Here is a 23315-nt window from a genome sequence, read left to right on the forward strand (position 1 = left end):
CTGGCCCCCCAACGGATATCAGGACGAGTCATCACGTGGACCTCATCAGGAGAGTCATGGCGACCAGCACCAGCGTGCCGCCGAACATGGAGAGCGCGTACGAGCGGACGTAGCCGTTCTGGACCCGCCGCAGCCGGCCGGAGAGCCCGCCGATCCCGGCGGCCAGGCCGTTGACCACGCCGTCCAGGCCGCGGCTGTCGAAGAAGACCAGCGCCGCGGCGAGCGCCGAGCCCGGCCGCACCAGCACCGCGTGGTTGAAGTCGTCCTGCAGCAGGTCGCGGCGGGCGGCCCGGGTGAGCGGGGAGCCGACCGGCGGCACCACCGGGACCGGCGAGCGCCCGTACACCAGGTACGCCAGGCCGACGCCGGCCAGCATGCAGGCCGTGGTCAGCAGGGTGACGGTCAGCGGGGCGAGCGGGGAGTTGCCCTCCTCGTGCCCGGTGACCGGCTCCAGCCACTTCAGGAAGGAGTCGTTGAAGGCGAACAGTCCGCCCGCGAAGACCGAGCCGAAGGCCAGCAGGACCATCGGGACGGTCATCGTCCGAGGCGACTCGTGCGGGTGCGGGGCGTTGCCCTCCGCGTCCGGCTGCCAGCGCTTCTCGCCGAAGAAGGTCAGCACCATGACCCTGGTCATGTAGAACGCGGTGACCGCCGCGCCGACCAGCGCGCACCCCCCGAGGATCCAGCCCTCGGTGCCGCCCTTGGCGAAGGCCGCCTCGATGATCTTGTCCTTGGAGAAGAAGCCGGACAGGCCCGGGAAGCCGATGATCGCCAGGTAGCCGAGGCCGAAGGTGACGAAGGTGACCGGCATGTACTTCCGCAGGCCGCCGTAGTGACGCATGTTCACCTCGTCGTTCATGCCGTGCATGACCGACCCGGCGCCGAGGAACAGCCCGGCCTTGAAGAAGCCGTGGGTCACCAGGTGCATGATCGCGAAGGCGTAGCCGATCGGGCCGAGCCCGGCCGCCAGCACCATGTAGCCGATCTGCGACATCGTCGAGCCGGCCAGCGCCTTCTTGATGTCGTCCTTGGCGCAACCGACGATCGCACCGAACAGCAGCGTGACCGCGCCGACCACCACCACGGCGGTCTGCGCGTCCGGCGCCAGGTCGAAGACCGCCGAGGAGCGGGTGATCAGGTAGACGCCCGCGGTCACCATGGTGGCCGCGTGGATCAGCGCCGACACCGGGGTCGGGCCCTCCATCGCGTCCCCGAGCCAGGACTGCAGCGGCACCTGCGCCGACTTGCCGCAGGCCGCCAGCAGCAGCATCAGGCCGATCGCCGTCAGCTTGCCCTCGCTCGCCTGGTGGGCACCGCCGAAGACCGGGTCGAAGGCGAAGGAGCCGAACTCGGCGAACATCAGCATGATCGCGATGGACAGGCCCATGTCGCCGACCCGGTTGACGATGAAGGCCTTCTTCGCCGCCGTCGCCGCACTCGGCTTGTGCTGCCAGAAGCCGATCAGGAGGTACGAGGCCAGGCCCACGCCCTCCCAGCCGAAGTACAGCAGCAGGTAGTTGTCCGCGACCACCAGCAGCAGCATGGCGGCCAGGAACAGGTTCAGGTACGCGAAGAAGCGGCGGCGGCGCTCGTCGTGCGCCATGTAGCCGACCGAGTAGAGGTGGATCAGCGTGCCGACACCGGTGATCAGCAGGACGAAGGTCATCGACAGCTGGTCGAGCCGGAAGGAGATATCGGCCTGGAAGCCGTTCACCGGGATCCAGCTGAACAGGTGCCGGGTGACCGCCCGGTGCTCGGCGTCACGGCCGAGCATGTCCGAGAACAGGGCCAGGCCGAAGCCGAACGAGAGCGCCGCGAGCGCGGTGGCCAGCCAGTGGCCGAAGCGGTCCAGCGCCCGGCCGCCGAGCAGCAGCAGGGCGGCGCCCGCCAGTGGAGCCGCCACCAGCAGCGGAATGAGAGATTTCACCGAGGGCCCTCCGCCTACAGCTTCATCAGGTTGCTGTCGTCGACCGAAGCGGAGTGCCTGGTCCGGAAGATGGAGACGATGATGGCGAGGCCGACCACGACCTCGGCCGCCGCGACCACCATCGTGAAGAACGCGATGATCTGGCCGTCCAAGGTCCCGTGCAGCCGGGAGAAGGTCACCAGGGCGAGGTTCGAGGCGTTCAGCATCAGCTCCACGCACATGAACAGCACGATCGCGTTGCGTCGGACCAGCACCCCGGCCGCTCCGATGGTGAACAACAGGGCCGACAGGTAGAGGTAGTTGACCGGGTTCACTCCGCGCCCTCCTCGTCGGCCGGGTGCTTCACGTTGTTCGCCGGCACCGGCCCGCCGTTCGCCGGCCCGTTCGCCGACCCCTTCGCCGACCCCTTTGCCGTCACCGCCCCGCCGTTCGCCGGCAGCGGGGCGCCATTGGCCGGCACCGGCTCCAGCGACTTGCGCGGGGCCTTCACGGCCGGCCGCTCCGAGGACGGACGGCCCAGCCAGTCCGCCGTGCTGTTCTCCAGCTCCGCCATCCGCCGCAGCATCGCCTGGCTGACGTCCCGGACCTGGCCGCGCTCGCGCAGGGTCGCCATCACCGAGTCCTCGGCGATCGTGCCGTCCGGCAGCAGCCCCGGCACGTCCACCGCGTTGTGCCGGGCGTACACGCCCGGCGCCGGCAGCGGCGGCAGCTGGATGTTGTCCACGACCCGCTGCGCCGCCAGCTCGCGCTGCGTCTTCGGCGCCTTCACGTGCTCCCGGTGGGTCAGCACCATCGCGCCGATCGCCGCGGTGATCAGCAGCGCGCCGGTGACCTCGAAGGCCCACACGTAGCGGGTGAAGATCAGCCGGGCCAGGCCCGGCACGTTGCCCTCGGCGTTCGCCTCGGACAGCCCGGTGAAGTGGTCCAGCTTCGCGTTGGCGATCCCGGCGATCAGCAGCACGCCGAAGCCCAGCCCGCACAGCGCCGCGGCGAACCGCTGGCCCTTCAGCTGCTCCTTCAGCGAGTCCTCGCCGGTGACGCCGACCAGCATCACCACGAACAGGAACAGCATCATGATCGCGCCGGTGTACACCACGATCTGCACCACGCCCAGGAACACCGCGCCCTGGGCCATGTAACAGACCGCCAGCGCCATCATGGTGGCCGCCAGGCAGAGCGCGCTGTGCACGGCCTTGCGCATCAGCACCATGCCGAGCGCACCGCCGACCGCGATCACCGCGAGCACCCAGAACTGGACGGCCTCGCCCGTCGAGGTCGTCCCGGTCGCCTCCGCCAGCCGCGCGATCACTGCTGCACCTCCTTGTCCCGCTCGGTGCGCTCCTGCTGGACCGTCCCCGGCGCCGCCGAGGTGACCTCGCCCCGGTAGTACGCGCCCTCGTCGGTGCCCGGGAAGATCGCGTGCGGGGTGTCGACCATGCCCTCGGACAGGCCCACCAGCAGCTGCTCCTTGGTGAAGATGAGGTCCCGCCGGGAGGAGTCGGCCAGCTCGTACTCGTTGGTCATGGTCAGCGCCCTGGTCGGGCAGGCCTCGATGCACAGCCCGCACAGGATGCAGCGGGCGTAGTTGATCTGGTACACCGCGCCGTAGCGCTCACCCGGGGAGTAGCGCTCCTCGTCCTGGTTGTCCGCGCCCTCCACGTAGATCGCGTCGGCCGGGCAGGCCCACGCGCACAGCTCGCAGCCGACGCACTTCTCCAGGCCGTCCGGGTGCCGGTTCAGCTGGTGGCGGCCGTGGAAGCGCGGAGCGGTGGGCTTCTTCTGCTCCGGGTACTGCTCGGTGAGCCGCTTCTTGAACATGGCCTTGAAGGTCACGCCGAAGCCGGCGGCCGGGCCGAGGATCGACGGACGGTCGCCCCGTTCGGCGTGGCCCGTTCGATCGGACTGGTCGGACATCTCGGTTCAGCTCCCTTCGGAATGGTCGGCCCCGTTGAGGGCGTCCTGGAGTTGCTTCGGGGCACGGCTGCGGCGGCGCGGCACCGGCGGGAGCACCTGGCCGGGCAGCGGCGGGACGGGGTAGCCGCCCGCCATCGGGTCGAACTCCCCCCCGTCCTTCGGCCGGGCCGGGCCCGCACCGGGCGGGGCCTCCCCGGACTCCGGCTGCTTCCTCAGGAAGTCCCGCAGCAGCGCCAGCAGCAGCACCGCCCCGACCGGGGCGCCCACGTACAGCACCACCTGGCCGAAGCCGTAGCCCTCGTTGCGCAGCGCCCGCACGCTCGCGATCAGCACCAGCCACACCAGCGAGACCGGGATCAGCACCTTCCAGCCCAGCTTCATGAACTGGTCGTAGCGGAGCCGGGGCAGCGTGCCGCGCAGCCAGATGAAGAAGAACAGCAGCAGCTGGATCTTCAGCGTGATCCACAGCATCGGCCACCAGCCGTGGTTGGCGCCCTCCCAGAAGGTCGTCACCGGCCACGGGGCCCGCCAGCCGCCCAGGAAGAGGGTCGAGGCCACCGCCGAGACCGTCACCATGTTCACGTACTCGGCCAGCATGAACATCGCGAACTTCAGCGAGGAGTACTCGGTGTTGAAGCCGCCGACCAGCTCGCCCTCGGCCTCCGGCAGGTCGAACGGCGCCCGGTTGGTCTCGCCGACCATCGCGATGATGTAGACGATGAACGACACCGGCAGCAGCGCCGCGAACCAGGTCGGCTGCTGGTGCGCCACGATCTCCGAGGTCGACATCGAGCCCGAGTAGATGAACACCGCCGCGAAGGACAGGCCCATCGCGATCTCGTAGCTGATCATCTGCGCGGACGAGCGCAGCCCGCCCAGCAGCGGGTACGTCGAACCCGAGGACCAGCCGGCCAGCACGATGCCGTAGATGCCCACCGAGGCCGTCGCCAGGACGTACAGCAGCGCGACCGGGAAGTCCGTCAGCTGGAGCGGCGTACGGGTGCCGAAGATCGACACCTCGTTGCCGGCCGGACCGAACGGGATCACCGCGAAGGCCATGAACGCGGGGATGGCGCAGACGATCGGGGCCAGGATGTAGACCACCTTGTCCGAGCCCTTGACCACCAGGTCTTCCTTCAGCGCCAGCTTCACGCCGTCCGCCAGCGACTGCAGCAGGCCCCACGGGCCGTGCCGGTTGGGCCCGATGCGCAGCTGCATCCAGGCCACCACCTTGCGCTCCCAGACGATCGCGATCAGCACCGTCAGGACCAGGAAGGCGAAGCAGAACACCGCCTTCAGCAGCACCAGCCACCACGGGTCCTGCCCGAAGAAGTGGAGCGTCTCGTACGGCTGCGACGTCATCGGTCCTCCCCTGTGCCGTCGCCGGCGGTCTCGTCCGCGGCCCCGGGTTCGGAGCCGGCCCCGGGTGCGGGTCCGACTTCGGGTCCGGGTCCGACTTCGGGCTCGGGTTCGGGCTCGGGTTCCGACTCGGCCGCGGCGATCGTGACCAGGTGGCCGACGGTGGTGCCGAGCGCGCGGTGGGCACCGCCCGGCGTGGAGTCCAGCGGGACCCAGACCGTGCGGTCCGGGATCGAGTCGGTGACCTCCAGCGGCAGGGTCAGCGATCCGGCCGGACCGGTCAGCCGCAGCTCCTCGGCCGCCTCGGCGCCGATCTCCTTGGCCGTCTCCGCCGAGATCCGGGCCACCGCCCGGTGCCGGGTGCCCGCCAGGTGCGGGTCCCCCTGCTGCAGCACGCCGTTGTCCAGCAGCAGACGCCAACCCGCCAGCACCGCCTGGCCGGTGGCCGGTCGGGGCAGCAGGCCCGGGTGCGCCGCCGGGTCGGCCGTGCGGTCGCCCTCCCAGGGAGCGAAGCGGTCCAGCTCCAGCCGGGCCGCCCGGACGTCCGGCAGGCCCAGCCGGTGGCCCAGCGCGTCGGCCAGCATGCCCAGCACCCGCAGGTCCGGCTGGAGGTGGCGGCCCATCTGCTGGTCCGGCTTGAGCGCCGACTCGAACATCCGCACCCGGCCCTCCCAGTCCAGGAAGGTGCCGGCCTTCTCCGCCACCGCCGCCACCGGCAGCACCACGTCGGCCCGCGCCGTCACCGCCGAGGGCCGCAGCTCCAGCGACACCAGGAACGGCACCGCCGCCAGCGCCTCGTCGGCCAGCGCCGGATCCGGCAGGTCGTCCGGGTCCACGCCGCCGACCAGCAGCGCGTCCAACTCGCCCGCCACGGCCGCCGCCAGGATCCCGTCGGTGTCCCGGCCCGGCCGGGACGGCGGCTCGGCGCCGCCCCACACCGCGGCCGCCTCCGCCCGGGCCGCCGGAACGGCCACCGGACGCCCGCCGGGCAGCAGGCCCGGCAGCACGCCCGCCTCGACGGCCCCGCGCTCACCGGCCCGGCGCGGCACCCAGGCGAGCCTCGCACCCGTCGCGTGCGCCAGCCGCAGCACCGCCGTCAGCCCGCCCGGGACGGCGGCCAGCCGCTCGCCCGCCAGGATCACCGCGCCCGGGGTGCGCAGCAGTTCGGCCGCCCGGCCCGCGTCGTCGTTCAGCGGCTCGTCCGCCGCCAGCGCCGCGAACCACTCCGGCTCGGTGCCGGGGGCGGCCGGCAGCAGCGCCCCGCGCAGCTTCGCCAGGCCCCGGGAGCCGAACGCGGCCACCGAGAACACCTTCAGGCCCGTCGCCCGGGTCGCCTTGCGCAGCCGCAGGAAGACGATCGGCGACTCCTCCTCCGGCTCGAAGCCCGCCAGCAGCACCGCCGGCGCCCGGTCGAGGTCCTCGTACGACACCCCGGTGCCGTCCACGTCGACGCCCCGCCCGGCCACCGCCGCGGCCAGGAAGTCCGCCTCCTCGCCGCTGTGCGGGCGGGCCCGGAAGTCCACGTCGTTGGTGCCCAGCACCACCCGCGCGAACTTCCCGTACGCGTAGGCGTCCTCGACCGTCACCCGGCCGCCGGCCAGCACCCCCGCCCGGACCCCGCGCAGCCCCTCGGCCGCCCGGGCCAGCGCCTCCGGCCAGGAGGCCGGCACCAGCTCGCCGTCCACCCGCACCAGCGGGGTGGTCAGCCGGTCGCGCTGCTGGGCGTAGCGGAAGGCGAAGCGGCCCTTGTCGCAGTTCCACTCCTCGTTCACCGCCGGGTCCTCGCCCGCCAGCCGGCGCAGCACCTTGCCGCGCCGGTGGTCGGTGCGCTGCGCGCAGCCCGAGGCGCAGTGCTCGCACACGCTCGGCGAGGAGACCAGGTCGAAGGGGCGCGAGCGGAACCGGTACGCCGCCGAGGTGAGCGCGCCCACCGGGCAGATCTGGATGGTGTTCCCGGAGAAGTAGGACTCGAAGTCGTCGCCCTCGCCGGTGCCGACCTGCTGCAGCGCCCCGCGCTCCACCAGGTCGATGAACGGGTCCCCGGCGATCTGCTGCGAGAAGCGGGTGCAGCGCGCGCACAGCACGCAGCGCTCGCGGTCCAGCAGCACCTGGCTGCTGATCGGCACCGGCTTCTCGTAGGTGCGCTTCATCCCCTCGAAGCGGGAGTCGGCGGCGCCGCTGCTCATCGCCTGGTTCTGCAGCGGGCACTCGCCGCCCTTGTCGCAGACCGGGCAGTCCAGCGGGTGATTGATCAGCAGCAGCTCCATCACGCCGCGCTGGGCCTTCTCGGCCACCGGCGAGCTGAGCTGGGTGCGCACCACCATGCCCTCGGCCACCGGGATGGTGCAGGAGGCGACCGGCTTGCGCTGGCCCTCGACCTCGACGATGCACTGGCGGCAGGCGCCGGCCGGGTCGAGCAGCGGGTGGTCGCAGAAGCGCGGGATCTGGGTGCCGATGGTCTCGGCGGCCCTGATCACCAACGTTCCCTTGGGGACCCGCACTTCGACGCCGTCGATGGTGAGCGTGACCAGTTCGACCGCTGTCTCGGAGGCCGTTGGCTCTGTGATCGTCACGCGTGCACCTCCCTTTCGGTGGCGGACTGGTGGCCGGGGCGGGGGCCGTCGGCCCAGACGGTGGAGGCGGCCGGGTCGAACGGGCAGCGGCGCTCGGCCAGGTGCTGCTCGTACTCGGCCCGGAAGTGCTGGAGCGAGGAGACGATCGGACTGGCCGCGCCGTCGCCCAGGGCGCAGAAGGACTTGCCGTTGATGTTGTCGGCGATGTCGAGGAGCTTCTCCAGGTCCCCGTCGACGCCCTGGCCCGCCTCGATCCGCTTGAGCAGCTGGACCAGCCAGTAGGTGCCCTCGCGGCAGGGGGTGCACTTGCCGCAGGACTCGTGGGCGTAGAACTCCGTCCAGCGGGTGACGGCCCGCACCACGCAGGTGGTCTCGTCGAAGACCTGGAGCGCCTTGGTGCCGAGCATTGAGCCGGCCGCCCCGACGCCCTCGTAGTCCAGCGGGACGTCGAGGTGCTCGTCGGTGAACATCGGGGTGGATGAGCCGCCCGGGGTCCAGAACTTCAGCCGGTGCCCGGCGCGGACGCCGCCGCTGAGGTCGAGCAGCTGGCGCAGCGTGACGCCGAGCGGGGCCTCGTACTGGCCGGGGTTGGTGACGTGGCCGGAGAGCGAGTAGAGCGTGAAGCCGGGGGACTTCTCGGTGCCCAGGGCCTTGAACCACTCCTTGCCGCGGGACAGGATCGGCGGCACCGAGGCGATCGACTCGACGTTGTTGACCACCGTCGGGCAGGCGTACAGGCCGGCGATGGCCGGGAACGGGGGCCGCAGCCTGGGCTGGCCGCGGCGGCCCTCCAGCGAGTCCAGCAGCGCCGTCTCCTCGCCGCAGATGTAGGCGCCGGCGCCGGCGTGCACGGTGATGTCCAGGTCGACGCCCGAGCCGAGGATGTTCCGGCCCAGCAGCCCCGCCCCGTACGCCTCGGCGACGGCCGCGTGCAGCCGGCGCAGCACCGGGACGACCTCGCCGCGCAGGTAGATGAAGGCGTGGTCGCAGCGGATCGCGTAGGAGGCGATGATCATGCCCTCGATCAGCGCGTGCGGGTTGGCGAACAGCAACGGGATGTCCTTGCAGGTGCCCGGCTCGGACTCGTCCGCGTTGACCACCAGGTAGTGCGGCTTGCCGTCGTTCTGCGGGATGAACTGCCACTTCATCCCGGTGGGGAAGCCGGCGCCGCCGCGGCCGCGCAGGCCGGAGTCCTTGACCAGGGCGATCACGTCGTCCGGCGGCATGGCGAGGGCCGCCTTGAGGCCCTCGTAGCCGTGGTGGCGGCGGTAGGTGTCGAGCGTCCAGGGGCGGCTGTCGTCCCAGGAGTCGGACAGGACCGGGGTGAGCAGCTTCTCGGCCGGCTCGGCGGAGGTCATCACGCTTCGCTCCCTTCCTGGCCGTTGCCCGCCTGGGTGGTGCCCGCTTGGCCGTTGGCCTCGGGGCGCGGGGATTCGGGGCGCGGGGCGACCACCTTGGTGCCGGGGGCGCCGGGCAGCGCCTCGCCGCGGGCCAGCCGCAGGCCGGCCAGGGAGGGCGCGCCGCCGGCGCCGGACTCGTCGTTGGCCCCCGGGCGCTCGTCGGGGAAGCCGGCCAGGATCCGGGAGGTCTCCTTGAAGCCGCACAGCCGGGCGCCGCGGGTGGGCCGGACCTCTCGGCCGGCGCGCAGGTCGTCGACCAACTGCCGGGCGCTGTCCGGGGTCTGGTTGTCGAAGAACTCCCAGTTGACCATCACCACGGGCGCGTAGTCGCAGGCCGCGTTGCACTCGATGTGCTCGATCGAGACCTCGCCGTCCTCGGTGGTCTCGTTGTTGCGGACGCCCAGGTGCTCCTGGAGCTCGGCGAAGATCTGGTCGCCGCCGAGCACCGCGCACAGGGTGTTGGTGCAGACCCCGACGTGGTACTTCCCGGCCGGGCGACGCCGGTACATGGTGTAGAAGGTCGCGACCGCGGTGACCTCGGCGGTGGTGAGGTCCAGCTGTTCGGCGCAGAAGCGGATCCCGGTCGGGCTGACGAAGCCCTCCTCCGCCTGCACCAGGTGCAGCAGCGGCAGCAGCGCCGAGCGGGCCTGCGGGTAGCGGGCGATCAGCTCGGCTGCGTCGGCGGCCAGCCGGGCACGCACCTCCTCGGGGTACGGTGCGGCCGGCAGTGCCGGCAGTCCGAGTTCGACGTTGGTCACCGGTCCACGCCTCCCATCACCGGGTCGATCCCGGCCACCGCGACGATCACGTCGGCCACCTGGCCGCCCTCGCACATCGCCGCCATCGTCTGCAGATTGGTGAACGACGGGTCCCGGAAGTGGACCCGGTACGGACGCGTCCCGCCGTCGCTGACCACGTGCACGCCCAGCTCGCCCTTGGGCGACTCGACCGCCGCGTACGCCTGGCCGACCGGGACCCGGAAGCCCTCGGTGACCAGCTTGAAGTGGTGGATCAGGGCCTCCATCGAGGTGCCCATGATCTTGCGGATGTGGTCGAGGGAGTTGCCCATCCCGTCCGGACCGACGGCCAGTTGGGCCGGCCAGGCGATCTTCTTGTCGGCCACCATGACCGGGCCGGGCCGCAGCCGGTCCAGGCACTGCTCGACGATCCGCAGCGACTGCTTCATCTCCTCCAGGCGGATCAGGAAGCGGCCGTAGGAGTCGGCGCTCTCCGCGATCGCGACCTCGAAGTCGTAGTCCTGGTACCCGCAGTACGGGTCGGTCTTGCGCAGGTCGTGCGGCAGGCCGGTGGCGCGCAGGATCGGGCCGGTGGCGCCCAGGGCCAGGCAGCCGGGCAGGTCCAGGAAGCCGACGTCGACCAGGCGGGCCTTGAACACCGGGTTGCCGGTGGCGAGTTTGTCGTACTCGTGCATCCGGGAGCGGAAGACCTTGACCGCCTCGCGGATCTGGTCGACCGCGCCGGGCGGCAGGTCCTGGGCGAGGCCGCCGGGGCGCACGTACGCGTGGTTCATGCGCAGGCCGGTGACCAGCTCGAAGACGTCCAGAATCAGTTCGCGGTCCCGGAAGCCGTAGATCATCAGGGTGGTGGAGCCGATCTCCATGCCGCCGGTGGCCAGGCAGACCAGGTGCGAGGCGATCCGGTTGAGCTCCATCATCATCACCCGGATGACGTTGGCGCGGTCCGGGACGTCGCCGGTGATGCCGAGCAGCTTCTCGACCGCCAGGCAGTAGGCCGTCTCGTTGAACAGCGGGGTCAGGTAGTCCATGCGGGTCACGAAGGTGGTGCCCTGGACCCAGCTGCGGAACTCCATGTTCTTCTCGATGCCGGTGTGGAGGTAGCCGATGCCGCAGCGGGCCTCCTTCACCGTCTCGCCGTCGATCTCCAGGATCAGCCGCAGCACGCCGTGGGTGGACGGGTGCTGGGGGCCCATGTTGACGATGATGCGTTCGTCGTCGGCCCGGCCGACCGCCTCGACCACCTCGCCCCAGTCGCCGCCGGTGACGGTGAAGACCCGGCCCTCGGTGGTCTCGCGGGCGTCGGCTTCCTCGGTCTCTCCATAGTGCTGGGTGTTCATCAGCTGTACGACCTCCGCTGGTCGGGAGCCGGGATCTGGGCGCCCTTGTACTCGACGGGGATGCCGCCGAGCGGGTAGTCCTTGCGCTGCGGGTGGCCCAGCCAGTCGTCCGGCATCATGATCCGGGTGAGCGCCGGGTGGCCCTCGAAGACCAGGCCGAAGAAGTCGTAGGCCTCGCGCTCGTGCCAGTCGTTGGTCGGGTAGACGCTCACCACGGAGGGGACGCGCGGATCGGCGTCGGGCGCGGTGACCTCCAGCCGGATCAGCCGGCCGTGGGTGATCGAGCGCAGGTGGTAGACCGCGTGCAGCTCGCGGCCCTTGTCGCCGGGGTAGTGCACGCCGCTCACCCCCAGGCAGAGCTCGAAGCGCAGCGCCGGGTCGTCGCGCAGGATCCGGGCGGTCCTCAGCAGGTGGTCGCGCTCGATGTGGAAGGTGATCTCGCCGCGGTCGACCACCGTCCTCTCGATCACCTCGACCGGGTCCAGGCCCTGCTCCTCCAGGGCGCCCTCCAGCTCGTCGGCGACCTCGTCGAACCAGCCGCCGTACGGGCGTTCGCTCGGACCGGGCAGCACGATCGGGGCGGCCAGACCGCCGAAGCCGGAGGTGTCGCCACTGCCCTCGGCACCGAACATGCCCTGGCGGCGGCCGACCACCTCGACCGGGATCTCGCGGACCGGCTGCTCGCGGCGGGTCTCGGGTACCTGCTCGTTCATCGCAGCTGCCCCCGCATCTCGCTGATCGGGGTGGCCTTGAGGGCGAGCGCCTCGCCGAGCTCCTCGGCCCGGCGCCTGTTCACGCCCAGCGGCTCGTGCTGGATCTTGTCGTGCAGCTTCAGGATGGCGTCCATCAGCATCTCCGGACGGGGCGGACAACCGGGCAGGTAGATGTCCACCGGGACGATGTGGTCGACGCCCTGGACGATCGCGTAGTTGTTGAACATCCCGCCGGACGAGGCGCAGACACCCATCGAGATGACCCACTTGGGGTTGGGCATCTGGTCGTACACCTGGCGCAGCACCGGGGCCATCTTCTGACTCACCCGGCCCGCCACGATCATCAGATCGGCCTGCCGGGGGGAGCCCCGGAAGACCTCCATGCCGAACCGGGCCAGGTCGTAGCGGCCCGCCCCGGTGGTCATCATCTCGATCGCGCAGCAGGCCAGACCGAAGGTGGCCGGGAAGAGTGACGCCTTGCGCACCCAGCCGGCGGCCGTCTCCACGGTCGTGAGCAGAAAGCCGCTCGGCAGCTTCTCCTCGATTCCCATCAGATCCCTCTCAATGCCCTCAAGTCCTCTGATACGTGGGCCGGTTCTGGCTTGTCCGCTCGTTCACAAGCGGGTGCTCAGCCGGCGGACGGGTGGGCCACCACCCCGCGCTCTGACCACCCCGCGCTCAGTCCCACTCCAGACCGCCGCGCCGCCACACGTAGGCGTACGCGACGAAGACGGTGGCGATGAACAGGAGCATCTCGACCAGCCCGAAGATCCCCAGGGCGTCGAAGGTCACCGCCCAGGGGTAGAGGAAGACGATCTCGATGTCGAAGACGATGAAGAGCATCGCCGTCAGGTAGTACTTGATCGGGAACCGACCGCCGCCCACGGGCTGCGGGGTCGGCTCGATGCCGCACTCGTACGCCTCCAACTTGGCCCGGTTGTAGCGCTTGGGGCCGGTGAGTGAGGCCATCACGACGGAGCCGACCGCGAACGCCGCCGCGATGGCACCGAGTACGAGGATCGGCGCGTAGGCATTCATAGCCCCCGCTCCCTCCGTCCAGTCGTCCTTGACTGCAGATCGGAACCGGCAGGTCACACTGAGGTGAACCCGCGTCCCGGTTCCCGAGATCCACCTCATGTGAGGCAGTTCACAAAGCCTGGAACGAGCGCATCTTATGCCCGTCGGCTTGTGATCTGCGACACGCAGTTCAACGCCATCTTTGTGATCTACGACACCCTGTAAATGGGGTCGAATGTGAGCATGCCCAGATTTGTCTACGCAAAGCAGTCAAACGATCACAAGCGGTCGCATTTACTTGTGAAGTGGCAGGTCAGGGGCGTGTTCCTATATCAACTATGCGTCGTAGGGAGCAAATTTTCAGACGTCATGTTGACGTGTTATAGCGGCTCACTCGCAGGGGTGGCGGGGCCCGAACGCTCGCTTGACCCTTCGTTCACAAGCGCGCGAGCCTGCCGTCGGGCGGGGCTCCCTTCCCCCTCTCCCGCGCGCCCGCCGTCCCGCTCCGGCGGTGCCCGCCGGGGCCGCGGGCCCTCGTGCTCCGGGGCGGGGCCCGCTACTGGCGGCCGGCCGTCTGCTCCCAGACCCAGGCCGCGATGCCCACCCGGTTGCGGGCGCCGATCTTGCGCTGGATGTTGGCGAGGTGGTTCTTCACCGTCCCCGGTGAGATGAACAGCCCTGCGCCGATCTCGGCGTTGGTCGCACCGTCTGCCACCAGCTCGGCGATCTCCCTTTCTCTCGTGGTCAGTTCCTCCGTCGGCCCGGCTGTCGGCTGCGGAGCCGCCGCGGCCGCCTTCGCGCCCGGCCCCGACTTCAGCGCCGGCTTCGGCTCCGCGCCCGGGAGTGCCATGTGCCGCAGCAGCCGGACGGTGACCTGCGGGCTGATCAACGCGTCCCCGGCCATCGCCGCCCGGACCGCCTCGATCAGCAGCACCGGCCCCGAGCGCTTCAGCAGGAACCCGGCCGCTCCGTGCCGCAGCGCCGTGTGCACGTACTCGTCCAGGTCGAAGGTGGTCACCACGATCACCTTGCACTGGTCGGCCAACTGGCGTGTGACCTCCAGGCCGTCGAGCTTCGGCATCCGGATGTCCGCGAGCACCACGTCCGGCCGCAGCCTCCGTGCCTCCGCCACCGCCGCGGCGCCGTCCGCCGCCTCCGCGACCACCACCATGTCCGGCTGGACGTCCAGGATCATCCGGAACGCGCTGCGGACATCCGCCTGGTCGTCCGCGATCAGGATCCGAACCGGCCCTGTGCCACTGCCCATGTCCCGCACCTCTCCCCGTTGCCGACCTTCGTCGGCTCCTATCACGCCGGCCCCGTGCCGGCCTCCTCCAGCGGCAGCACCGCCGTCACCCGCCAGGCCTCCCGCTCGTACGGACCGGCTTCCAGCGAACCGCCGAGGGCCTCCACCCGGGCCGCCAACCCCGGCAGTCCGCTGCCGCCGCCCCGGCGCGGCCGCCCCGCCGGGCCCGGTGCCCGACCGTCGTTGGTCACGGTCAGCTCCAGCCGTCCACCGCTGCGGCGGGCCCGGATCTCGACCGCCCGCGCGGCCGGAGCGTGCCGCCGGACATTGGTCAGGGACTCGACCACGATCCGGTGGACGGTGCCCTCCACCTCGCGCGGCACCGGCTCCTCCGGCAGCTCCAGGCGGACGTTCACGCCGCCCGTCGCGGTGAACCGCTCGGCCACCTCGGCGAGTTCGGCGAGTCCGGGCTGCGGACCGCGGCCGCCCTGCTCCTCGCTGCGCAGCAGCTGTACCGTCCGGTCCAGCGAGGCCAGCGCCCGCTGCCCGGCCTGCTCTATTCGCTGGAACATCTCGGCCGCGCCGGCCGGATCGATCCCCGCCAGATAGGCCCCCGCCTGGGCCTGGGCGACCATGCCGCTGACATCGTGCGCCACGAAGTCGTGCAGGTCGTGGGCCAGTTCGAGCCGCTGGGCCCGTCTGGCCTCGGCCACCGCCTCGCGGCGCCCCTCGTCCAGGCCCCGCAGGTAGAGCCCGACCAGGACGGCCGGCAGGGAGAGCATCGATCCGAACCCGAAGAGCGTGAGCGTGTCCGCGGGCCCCTCGACGAACGCGAACCGGGACGGCCAGAGGGCGACCGCTCCGCAAGCCGTCCAGGCCGCCGCCGCGCACCGCGGGCCGTCCTCGGCGCGCAGGCTGACGACCACCGACAGCAGCAGGACGGCCAGCTCGACCAGGCCCGCCAGCCCGGCCCACCGCTGCCCCTCCGCCCAGCGGCCGAGGAGCCAGACGGCGACCGTGACCACGACCGACGCCGCCCCGAGCGCCATGGTCACGGCCGCTGCCCCGTACCGCCCCCGCGCCACCCAGGCCGGCGGCACCAGGACCAGGACGATCCCGGACAGGATCTGAGTCATCGTCATCACCCCTTCTCGACCCTTCGACTGCCGTCACACTACGACGCCGCCCGGGCGGCGCGCCTGTGCCGATCGGCATATTTCAAAGGCCGGTTGAGCAGGAGGAACAGCCCGATCGGCATCTGCCGCGAACCCCTGGCGGGCCTCCAGTCTTGAGTCATCGCACCGGCCACGGAGGCCGGAGCCGAAGGGAGTCCACCACCATGTCGAAGCTCGTGATCACCGCCCGCGGCACCGCCCACCGGGCCGCGGCGGCGGCCCCGAACGTCCCGCCCGCCCCGCGCTGGGCCCGGCTCGCCGCCGGGGCCGCAGTCCTCAGCACCATCCCCTCGGGGCTGTGGCGGATCGCCTTCGGCTTCGGCGTCCCGGTCGGCTTCTCCGGCGCGACGGCCGCGGCGTACGGCGCGCACCAGCCGGGCTGGGGCACGGTCTACTGCGTGGCGCTGAGCGCCCTGGCGGAGGCGCTGGCCTTCCTGACCCTGGGCCTGGTCCGGCCCTGGGGGCTGGTGGCGCCCCGGTGGATCCCCCTGATAGGCGGCCGTCGGGTCCGGCCGCTCGCCGCGATCGTCCCGGCGCTGCTGGGCTCGGCGGTCCTCACCTACGTCGGCACGGCCGCACTGCTCGGCGGCTGGGCGCACAACCTGGCCGAGCCGGATTCCCCGCACGGCTTCGCCGCCGTGGTGATGACGCTCGCCTACCTGCCCCTGGTCGCCTGGGGCCCGCTGCTCGGCGCGGTCGCCCTCGACTACGCCCGCCGGACGCTGCGGCGGCGCCGGTGACGAGGACGGCGGGTCACACCGGAGCCGGCTCCGCGCCCGGCCCCACCGCGTCGGTCCCGCTCTCGCACTCGCCCCCGGTCGGGCGCGGCGCCGGAGCGGGGGCGACAGCCGGGGCGGGGGCGGGTACGGGGGCGGTGCGCCGGCCCCACTCGGTCGCGACCAGCACCAGGGCTCCGCCGAGCAGGGCGAGCGGGCCCATGCGGTTCCCGGCCACGGTGATGCCGAAGACGGCGGCCCAGAGCGGCTCGGTCCCGAGCAGCAGGCTCACCCGCGAGGGCGACGTGGCCCGCACGGCCCACATCTGGACGAAGAAGGCGAACAGGGTGCAGAACAAGGACAGGTGCAGCAGCCAGCCCCACTGGCCGGCCCCGTACGAACGCGCGACCGTCCACGGCGCGGGTCCGACCAGGAACGCGACGGCGGCGAACACGCCGGTGGCCACCGCGAGTTGGACCCAGGTGACGGCGAGCACATCGGTGTCGCGGACGGCCCGGGTGCGGGCCATCGCGAGGACGTACGCCGAGCGGACGAGGGCGGCGCCCAGCACCAGTAGGTCACCGAGTGCCGGAGGGCGCAGCCCACCGTCCCCGGTGAGCAGGGCGACGCCGAGGACGGCCAGCCCGGCGGCGGCGAGGAAGGCCTTCGGCGGCGCGGTCCGGGCGAGGGCGCTCTCGCCGAGCGGCGTGAGCACCATCGCGAGGCTGATGATCAGCCCGGCATTGGTCGCGGAGGTGTGCACGGCTCCGTAGGTCTCCAGCAGGAAGATCCCGCTGAGCACCAGCCCCAGTGCGGCGCCGCCGAGCCACTCGGCGCGGCTCAGCCTCCGCAGGGCACGCCAGGCGACCAGCCCGAGCAGCGGCAGCACCAGGCCGAACCGCAGCACCAGCATCGCCACGACCGTCCCGGGCTCGGCCACCCGCTGGACGGCGAGGAAGCTCGATCCCCACACCACGGCCACGAGCAGGACCGGAAGATCGCGAAGGACCGACGAGGACGAACCCTCGGACGGGTCGGACAAGGAGGCTGGCATGCGAAAGATCCCTCCGAACGAACGGAACCGGCGGGCGCGAGTACCGTACGGCGTCGGACGGACCCAGGAGCCGGGCGGAAGGCCCGGCAGTGGACGGGGCGGTGCGCGGAGCAAGGGGGCGCCATCTTCGCGCACCGGGCCCCCGATGATCAATGCCCTCCACGGGCACGGTTGGGTCAGGCGGAGAGCAGACCGTTCGCCGCGGCGATCGCCTCGATGTCGGCCGGGGTGCCGGACATGATGGCGCGGACGTGCTCGGTGACCAGCTCCACCGGCCAGTCCCACCAGGCCGCACGGAGCAGACGCTCGATGTCGGCGTCGTCGAAGCGGCGGCGGATCGGGCGGGCCGGGTTGCCGCCGACGACGGTGTAGGGCTCGACGTCGGCGGTGACCATCGCCCCGGCCGCGATGATCGCACCGTCGCCGATCCGGACGCCGGGCAGGACGGTGGCCCCGTGGCCGAACCAGACGTCGTTGCCGACCACGGTGTCACCCCGGCTGGGCAGGCCCGTGACGATGTCGAGGGTCCGCTCGGTCCAACTGCCGCCGAACATCGTGAAGGGGAAGGTGGAGACGCCGACGGTCGGGTGGGCGGCGCCGGCCATCAGGAAGCGGGTGCCGGTGGCGATCGCGCAGTACCTGCCGATCACCAGCCGCTCGGGGCCGTACGCGTAGAGGACGTTGCGCTCCTCGAAGCGGGTGGCATCGTCGGGGTCGTCGAAGTAGGTGTACTCGCCGACCTCGATCCTCGGGTCGGTGACGAGCGGGCGCAGCAGGACGACCCGGTCGTGGCCGGCGAGCGGGTGGAGGACGGTGGGGTCGGGAACGGCAGTGGCGGACACGCGGGCTCCTCTCGTAATGCGACATGAGTCGCATTACGATGAGCATGGCACGGCCGCCACCCCACAGCAAGCCTTAATGCGACTGGAGTCGACTTTGACTGGAGCAACCCACCCCGCACCAGAGCCCCGCACCCCCACCCCGCGCCCGGGCGGCCGCAGCGCCCGGGTCCGGGCCGAGGTGGTCGCCGCCACGCTCGCCGAGGTCGCCGAGAAGGGGTACGACGGGCTCACCGTCGAGGCGGTCGCCGCCCGCTCCGGCGCCCACAAGGCGACCCTCTACCGGCGCTGGGGCGGAGTGGACGGCCTGGTCGCCGACGCCCTGACCGCCTCCGCCGACCAGCCCTGGCCCCTGCCCGACACCGGCGACCTCCGGCAGGACCTCCGCCGGATCACCCAGGAGGTGTTCAGCGTCTTCACCGATCCGGAGCTCGGCCCCACGCCCACCGCGCTGATCTCCGCGGCCCAGCGCTCGGACACCGGCGCGGCCGCCCTGCGCGCCTTCTTCGCGGCGCGCCACCGCCAGGCCGCCGAGGTGGCCGAAAGGGCCGTCGCCCGGGGCGAGCTGCCCGCCGGGACGGACGGCGCCGAGGTGGTCCGGGCCGCCACCGCGCCGCTCTACTACCGCCTCTTCGTCTCCGGCGAGCCACTGGACGCCCGCACCGCCGAGCGGGCCGCCGACGCCGCGGCCATGGCCGCCCGCGCGGGACTCTTCACACCCACCACGACCACCCCGGAGCAGAACTGACAAACCATCACACTGTCGCCGCCCGGGGAGCCACGGCCGCCCCAACCCCTACCGCATCCCCATCCGGCCGTGGATGATGCACCCATGACAACACCGCCGTCCACCACCCCCCGGAAGGCCCGTCACGTGAAGCGCAAGCACTGGGCGCTGGTCGCCGCCGCCACCGTCCTCCCGCTCGTGGCGAGCACCGGCACCGCCATCGCGGACACCCCCGCGGCCGCGACCCCCGCTACCGGCTGCGCCTACACACCGGCCGTCCCGGCCGACAACTTCAAGGGCATCCCGGTGTTCGACGCCAAGAAGGCGGCGAAGCCCTACCGCGCGACACTGCGGACCAGCCAGGGCCAGATCAGCTTCGAGGCCCTGACCGACAAGGCGCCCTGCACCACCTTCTCGTTCCGGTTCCTCGCCGAGCACGACTACTTCGACCGCAGTCACTGCCACCGCCTCACCACCCAGCGGATCTACGTCCTCCAGTGCGGCGACCCGACCGGCACGGGCAGCGGCGGTCCCGGCTACTCGTTCCCGGACGAGAACCTGACCGGCGCCACCTACCCGGCCGGCACCGTGGCCATGGCCAACGCCGGCCCGAACACCAACGGCAGCCAGTTCTTCTTCGTCTGGAAGGACACCAAGCTCTCCCCCGCCTACACCCCCTTCGGCCGGATCACCGGCGGTCTGGACGTGCTCCAGAAGATCGCCGCCGGCGGCGAGGACGACCAGAACAACCCGGGTGACGGCTTCCCCAACCTCCCGGTGAACATCCGCAACGTGAAGATCAGCGCCCGCTGAGGCTGCTCGTCCCCGGCGGGCCGGACAGCCCCGGCCCGCTCCCGCCCGCCCCCGCTCCCGTACGGTGGCAGCACCAACGACACCGCGTGGGAGCAGGAGCAACGCCGCATGGACAGCCGGATCTGGGAGAGCGTCGACGACCTGGTCGCACGGCTGGACGAGCAGAGCACGCAGTCGCCCCAGGAGGAGCGACTGCTGCGGATCCTCAAGCTCTCCGAGGAGGTCGGCGAGGTCGGTGCCGCGGTGATCGGCGCCACCGGCCAGAACCCGCGCAAGGGGGTCACCCACACCTGGGAGGACGTCCAGCACGAGCTCTGCGACGTCGTCTTCACCGCCCTCGTCGCCCTGAGGACCCTCACCCCCGACGCGGCCCGGATCTTCGACGAGCGTCTCGCCTACGTCGAACAGCGCTCCGCCGCCTCCCGCCGGGCGCCGGAGGCACCCCGGGCGGCCGAACAGCCGTAGGGCCGGCGGGGACGGACATCCCCACCGGCCCCAACCCCCGGTCCGCGCCAGGCGTTCGGCGTCCGGCCCTTCGGCGCCAGCCGCCAGGCATCAGGCGCCAAGCATCAGGCGCCAGAGACCAGCCGTCAGGCACCAGCTGTCAGGCACCAGGCGCCAGACACCAGCCGTCAGGCGTTCGGCGCGACCCTGGCGAGGCCGTTGATCACACGGTCCATCGCGTCGCCGCCCTGCGGGTCGGTGAGGTTGGCGAGCAGCTTGAGGGTGAAGCGCATCAGCATCGGGTGGGTGAGGCCGCGCTGGGTGGCGATCTGCATCACCTTGGGGTTGCCGATGAGCTTCACGAAGGCGCGGCCCAGCGTGTAGTAGCCGCCGTACACGTCCTTGAGGATGCGCGGGTAGGCCTGGAGGGCGCGCTCGCGGCCGCCATCGGTGACCCGGGCGAGGGCCTGCACGATGACCCCGGCGGCGATCTGCCCGGATTCCATCGCGTAGGCGATGCCCTCGCCGTTGAACGGGTTGACCATGCCGCCCGCGTCGCCGACCAGCAGCAGGCCGCGGGTGTAGTGCGGCTGCCGATTGAAGGCCATCGGCAGCGCGGCGCCGCGGATCGGCTCGGTCATGTTCTCGGGGGTGTAGCCCCACTCCTCCGGCATGTTGGCGCACCAGGCCTTGAGCACCTCGCGCCAGTCCAGCTCGCCGAACGCCGGCGAGGAGTTGAGGATGCCGAGGCCCACGTTGGAGGTGCCGTCGCCCATGCCGAAGACCCAGCCGTACCCGGGCAGCAGCTTGCGGTCGCCGTCGCGGGTGTCCCACAGCTCCAGCCAGGACTCCAGGTAGTCGTCGTCGTGGCGCGGCGAGGTGAAGTAGGTGCGGTAGGCGACACCCATCGGCCGGTCCTCGCGCCGGTGCAGGCCCATGGCGAGCGAGAGCCGGGTGGAGTTGCCGTCGGCGGCGACCACCAGCGGGGCCCGGAAGGTGACCGGCCGCTTCTCGTCGCCGAGCTTGGCGGTGACGCCGACGATCCGGCCGGTGCGCTCGTCCAGGACCGGCCCGCTGACGTTGCAGCGCTCGTAGAGCCGCGCGCCCGCCTTCTCGGCCTGACGGGCGAGCAGCTCGTCGAAGTCGGCGCGCTTGCGTACCAGGCCGTAGTCGGGGAAGGAGGACAGCTCGGGCCAGTCCAGCTCCAGCCGGACGCCGCCGCCGATGATGCGCAGGCCCTTGTTGTGCAGCCAGCCGTTCTCGGTGGAGACGTCGATGCCCATGTCCACCAGCTGCTTGGTGGCGCGCGGGGTCAGGCCGTCGCCGCACACCTTCTCGCGCGGGAAGGCGGTCTTCTCCAGCAGCAGCACGTCCAGCCCGGCCTGGGCCAGGTAGTACGCGGTGGTGGCGCCGGCCGGGCCCGCGCCGACCACGATGACGTCGGCCGTGCTCTCGACGGGGCTGTCCGGCTTCGTCAGATCGGCTGCGGTCTCGGACACGTGGACACACTCCTGGAACTGCGGCGGGGGACGGCGGCTTTGTCTCCGGCAGTCTAGTTCCGCTCACGCCACCGGATGCGCCCCCGCCCCCGACCTCCGGCTCCGCCCGTCAGCCCCGACCGCCAACCCGAGCCGAGCGGCCGGGCGCCCGAACCGCGAGCCCGCCGAAACCCGCCTACGCGCCTACGCGATCTTGTACGCCCGGTGCAGCGCGACGATCCCGCCGGTCAGGTTCCGCCAGGCGACCTTCGACCAGCCGTTGTCCTGGAGCTTGGCGGCCAGCCCCGGCTGGTCCGGCCAGGCCCGGATGGACTCGGCGAGGTAGACGTACGCCTCCGGGTTGCTGCTGACGGCGGTCGCCACCGGCGGCAGCGCGCGCATCAGGTACTCGGTGTAGACCGTCCGGAACGGCGTCCAGGTCGGGGTGGAGAACTCGCAGATCACCAGCTTGCCGCCGGGCTTGGTGACCCGCTGCATCTCGCGCAGCGCCTCGTCGGTGTCCTGGACGTTGCGCAGCGCGAAGGAGATCGTCACCGAGTCGAAGGTGTCGTCCGCGAACGGCAGCCGGGTGGCGTCGCCGGCGGTGAGCGCCAGCTCGGGGTGGCGGCCCTTGCCCTCGGTGAGCATGCCGACCGAGAAGTCGCACGGGACGACCTTCGCCCCGGCCTCGGCGAAGGGCAGCGAGGAGGTGCCGGTGCCGGCCCCGAGGTCGAGCACGAGGTCTCCCGGCCCGGCGGCCACCGCCTCGGCCACCGCCCGGCGCCAGGCGCGGGCCTGGCCGAGGGAGAGCACGTCGTTGGTGCGGTCGTACTTGGCCGCGACGTCGTCGAACATGGCGGCGACTTCGTGCGGCTGCTTGTCCAGAGAGGCTCGGGTCACGCCCCCCATTGTTCACCCTCGCACGGACACCCCGACCAACGGGGCCGCGCCCACGGACCTCACCGGCCTCACCCGCGGACCTCACCGGCCGCCCCCCACGGTCCTCACCGGCCGGGCCGTACCCGCACGCCCCCGTCAGTGCTGGGCGCGCCGCCCGCCCGCGCGGCGCCGCCGCCGGGACCGCTTGCCGTGGGTTATCGCGGGCATCCCGTCCGCGAGCGCCCCCGCCGCCAGCGCGAGGTTGGCGGCCAGCGCCCCCTGCCCGCTGCGGACCGCGAGGGCCTTGTGGTGCCGCCGGATGCGCAGCACGCAGATCACGAAGAACACGAGGGCCACCGGCACGCTGAACCGGGCCAGGCCCACGCCGACCGGCTGCGGGTAGGTGTCGCCGCAGATCCGTACCGCGCCCGGGTCGTCGGCGGCGTGCTCCAGGCAGACCGCGTCGCCGACCTTGGCGCTGTCCGAGAGCGGCAGCGCGGCCGCGGTGTGCGGCTCCCCGTCGGCCCGGTAGCTGACGGCGCTGTAGGTGCCGCCACCGGTCGGGAGCTGGGTGACGACCCCTTCGACTCTCACCGGGTGCGCCTCGATCCGGTCGGCCTGGTCGGCCTGGCGCCAACCCAGCAGGCACATGCCGACGGCCAGCACTGCGCTGAGCACGGCGGCGAGGTACCAACCACGGCCCATCCGCGGGGTGCGCGGCGGGGGAACGGTCGCGGTTCGCATGGTTCCTGTCCTGGCTTGCCGTCGGGGCCGGGGACACGGCCCCGCCACCCGCGGGCGCGGGCGGTGGTGTGGTGAGGGTACGGAGTGGGTGAGCTGTCCGGGATCGTATCCGCTGGCGGGCCCTCAGGTCACGATGAAGGGACAATCACTCTCCGGTACCGGCCCCGGAGTTCGGGTGCACACGAAGGAAGTCCCGTGCGCC

Annotated in this window: 23 protein-coding genes; 4 read left to right on the forward strand and 19 right to left on the reverse strand. The window is 72.0% G+C overall.

The window, feature by feature from the left end:
* Window positions 1-31: 31 nt before the first annotated feature.
* From nuoL to ACFCY1_RS27335, 14 genes are all read right to left on the reverse strand, one after another.
* Window positions 32-1927, reverse strand: coding sequence for an NADH-quinone oxidoreductase subunit L (gene nuoL, locus ACFCY1_RS27270; protein ID WP_049652555.1), 1896 nt, complete (start codon window positions 1925-1927; stop codon window positions 32-34).
* A 14-nt stretch (window positions 1928-1941) separates the two neighbouring features.
* Complete coding sequence (gene nuoK / locus ACFCY1_RS27275; protein WP_049652557.1) at window positions 1942-2241, reverse strand: NADH-quinone oxidoreductase subunit NuoK; 300 nt, start codon at window positions 2239-2241, stop codon at window positions 1942-1944.
* Window positions 2238-3233 carry an NADH-quinone oxidoreductase subunit J gene (locus ACFCY1_RS27280; protein WP_117491913.1) on the reverse strand — a complete coding sequence of 332 codons (996 nt, stop codon included), beginning with the start codon at window positions 3231-3233 and terminating at the stop codon, window positions 2238-2240. The genes nuoK and ACFCY1_RS27280 overlap by 4 nt, the downstream gene beginning before the upstream one ends.
* Complete coding sequence (gene nuoI / locus ACFCY1_RS27285; RefSeq protein ID WP_117489179.1) at window positions 3233-3841, reverse strand: NADH-quinone oxidoreductase subunit NuoI; 609 nt, start codon at window positions 3839-3841, stop codon at window positions 3233-3235. Before nuoI ends, ACFCY1_RS27280 begins: the two co-directional genes overlap by 1 nt.
* 6 nt (window positions 3842-3847) lie before the next feature.
* A complete protein-coding gene (nuoH, locus tag ACFCY1_RS27290) occupies window positions 3848-5203 on the reverse strand; it encodes an NADH-quinone oxidoreductase subunit NuoH (protein ID WP_375876368.1) in 1356 nt (451 codons plus the stop codon).
* A complete protein-coding gene (locus ACFCY1_RS27295) occupies window positions 5200-7773 on the reverse strand; it encodes an NADH-quinone oxidoreductase subunit G (RefSeq protein WP_375876369.1) in 2574 nt (857 codons plus the stop codon). The genes nuoH and ACFCY1_RS27295 overlap by 4 nt, the downstream gene beginning before the upstream one ends.
* Window positions 7770-9131, reverse strand: coding sequence for an NADH-quinone oxidoreductase subunit NuoF (nuoF, locus tag ACFCY1_RS27300; RefSeq protein WP_049651165.1), 1362 nt, complete (start codon window positions 9129-9131; stop codon window positions 7770-7772). Before nuoF ends, ACFCY1_RS27295 begins: the two co-directional genes overlap by 4 nt.
* A complete protein-coding gene (gene nuoE, locus ACFCY1_RS27305; RefSeq protein WP_375876370.1) occupies window positions 9131-9931 on the reverse strand; it encodes an NADH-quinone oxidoreductase subunit NuoE in 801 nt (266 codons plus the stop codon). Before nuoE ends, nuoF begins: the two co-directional genes overlap by 1 nt.
* Window positions 9928-11268: an NADH-quinone oxidoreductase subunit D gene (locus ACFCY1_RS27310; protein ID WP_049651167.1), complete on the reverse strand. Its 1341-nt coding sequence runs from the start codon at window positions 11266-11268 to the stop codon at window positions 9928-9930. Before ACFCY1_RS27310 ends, nuoE begins: the two co-directional genes overlap by 4 nt.
* On the reverse strand, window positions 11268-11981 hold the full coding sequence (locus ACFCY1_RS27315) for an NADH-quinone oxidoreductase subunit C (RefSeq protein WP_074005521.1): 714 nt from the start codon (window positions 11979-11981) through the stop codon (window positions 11268-11270). Before ACFCY1_RS27315 ends, ACFCY1_RS27310 begins: the two co-directional genes overlap by 1 nt.
* Window positions 11978-12532 (reverse strand): NADH-quinone oxidoreductase subunit B family protein, encoded by a 555-nt coding sequence (locus ACFCY1_RS27320; RefSeq protein WP_074005520.1) that lies wholly within the window; start codon window positions 12530-12532, stop codon window positions 11978-11980. The genes ACFCY1_RS27315 and ACFCY1_RS27320 overlap by 4 nt, the downstream gene beginning before the upstream one ends.
* 127 nt (window positions 12533-12659) lie before the next feature.
* Entirely contained in the window at window positions 12660-13019 is a 360-nt protein-coding gene (locus ACFCY1_RS27325) for an NADH-quinone oxidoreductase subunit A (protein ID WP_030060100.1), read from the reverse strand.
* A 535-nt stretch (window positions 13020-13554) separates the two neighbouring features.
* The gene (locus ACFCY1_RS27330; RefSeq protein WP_049651170.1) at window positions 13555-14265 is read right to left on the reverse strand and encodes a response regulator transcription factor; all 711 of its coding nucleotides are present in this window, start codon (window positions 14263-14265) and stop codon (window positions 13555-13557) included.
* 41 nt (window positions 14266-14306) lie between these two features.
* The gene (locus ACFCY1_RS27335; protein ID WP_375876371.1) at window positions 14307-15386 is read right to left on the reverse strand and encodes a sensor histidine kinase; all 1080 of its coding nucleotides are present in this window, start codon (window positions 15384-15386) and stop codon (window positions 14307-14309) included.
* A gap of 197 nt (window positions 15387-15583) precedes the next feature.
* On the opposite strand from ACFCY1_RS27335, the gene ACFCY1_RS27340 reads away from it, so the two are divergent.
* Window positions 15584-16159 carry a hypothetical protein gene (locus ACFCY1_RS27340; protein WP_234348343.1) on the forward strand — a complete coding sequence of 192 codons (576 nt, stop codon included), beginning with the start codon at window positions 15584-15586 and terminating at the stop codon, window positions 16157-16159.
* Window positions 16160-16172: 13 nt separating this feature from the next.
* On the opposite strand, the gene ACFCY1_RS27345 is transcribed toward ACFCY1_RS27340, so the two are convergent.
* Complete coding sequence (locus tag ACFCY1_RS27345; RefSeq protein ID WP_375876372.1) at window positions 16173-17189, reverse strand: DMT family transporter; 1017 nt, start codon at window positions 17187-17189, stop codon at window positions 16173-16175.
* A 176-nt stretch (window positions 17190-17365) separates the two neighbouring features.
* A complete protein-coding gene (locus ACFCY1_RS27350; RefSeq protein ID WP_375876373.1) occupies window positions 17366-18031 on the reverse strand; it encodes a CatB-related O-acetyltransferase in 666 nt (221 codons plus the stop codon).
* 94 nt (window positions 18032-18125) lie between these two features.
* Between ACFCY1_RS27350 and ACFCY1_RS27355 the strand changes: the two genes are divergently transcribed.
* The 3 genes from ACFCY1_RS27355 to ACFCY1_RS27365 all read left to right on the forward strand — a co-directional run bounded on the left by ACFCY1_RS27355 (window position 18126) and on the right by ACFCY1_RS27365 (window position 20033).
* Window positions 18126-18776: a TetR/AcrR family transcriptional regulator gene (locus ACFCY1_RS27355; RefSeq protein WP_375876374.1), complete on the forward strand. Its 651-nt coding sequence runs from the start codon at window positions 18126-18128 to the stop codon at window positions 18774-18776.
* Between the two features lie 84 nt (window positions 18777-18860).
* The gene (locus ACFCY1_RS27360) at window positions 18861-19568 is read left to right on the forward strand and encodes a peptidylprolyl isomerase (RefSeq protein ID WP_063780137.1); all 708 of its coding nucleotides are present in this window, start codon (window positions 18861-18863) and stop codon (window positions 19566-19568) included.
* Window positions 19569-19676: 108 nt separating this feature from the next.
* Complete coding sequence (locus tag ACFCY1_RS27365; RefSeq protein WP_074005516.1) at window positions 19677-20033, forward strand: MazG-like family protein; 357 nt, start codon at window positions 19677-19679, stop codon at window positions 20031-20033.
* Window positions 20034-20200: 167 nt separating this feature from the next.
* Here ACFCY1_RS27365 and ACFCY1_RS27370 read toward each other — a convergent pair whose 3' ends face one another.
* The 3 genes from ACFCY1_RS27370 to ACFCY1_RS27380 all read right to left on the reverse strand — a co-directional run bounded on the left by ACFCY1_RS27370 (window position 20201) and on the right by ACFCY1_RS27380 (window position 23113).
* Entirely contained in the window at window positions 20201-21490 is a 1290-nt protein-coding gene (locus tag ACFCY1_RS27370; protein WP_117491907.1) for a geranylgeranyl reductase family protein, read from the reverse strand.
* Window positions 21491-21694: 204 nt separating this feature from the next.
* Window positions 21695-22390 carry a demethylmenaquinone methyltransferase gene (locus ACFCY1_RS27375; protein WP_049651181.1) on the reverse strand — a complete coding sequence of 232 codons (696 nt, stop codon included), beginning with the start codon at window positions 22388-22390 and terminating at the stop codon, window positions 21695-21697.
* A 135-nt stretch (window positions 22391-22525) separates the two neighbouring features.
* The gene (locus tag ACFCY1_RS27380) at window positions 22526-23113 is read right to left on the reverse strand and encodes a hypothetical protein (protein ID WP_074005515.1); all 588 of its coding nucleotides are present in this window, start codon (window positions 23111-23113) and stop codon (window positions 22526-22528) included.
* Between the last annotated feature and the right edge of the window lie 202 nt (window positions 23114-23315).

The organism is Kitasatospora sp. NPDC056273 (genome assembly GCF_042268845.1).
Taxonomy (GTDB): domain Bacteria; phylum Actinomycetota; class Actinomycetes; order Streptomycetales; family Streptomycetaceae; genus Kitasatospora.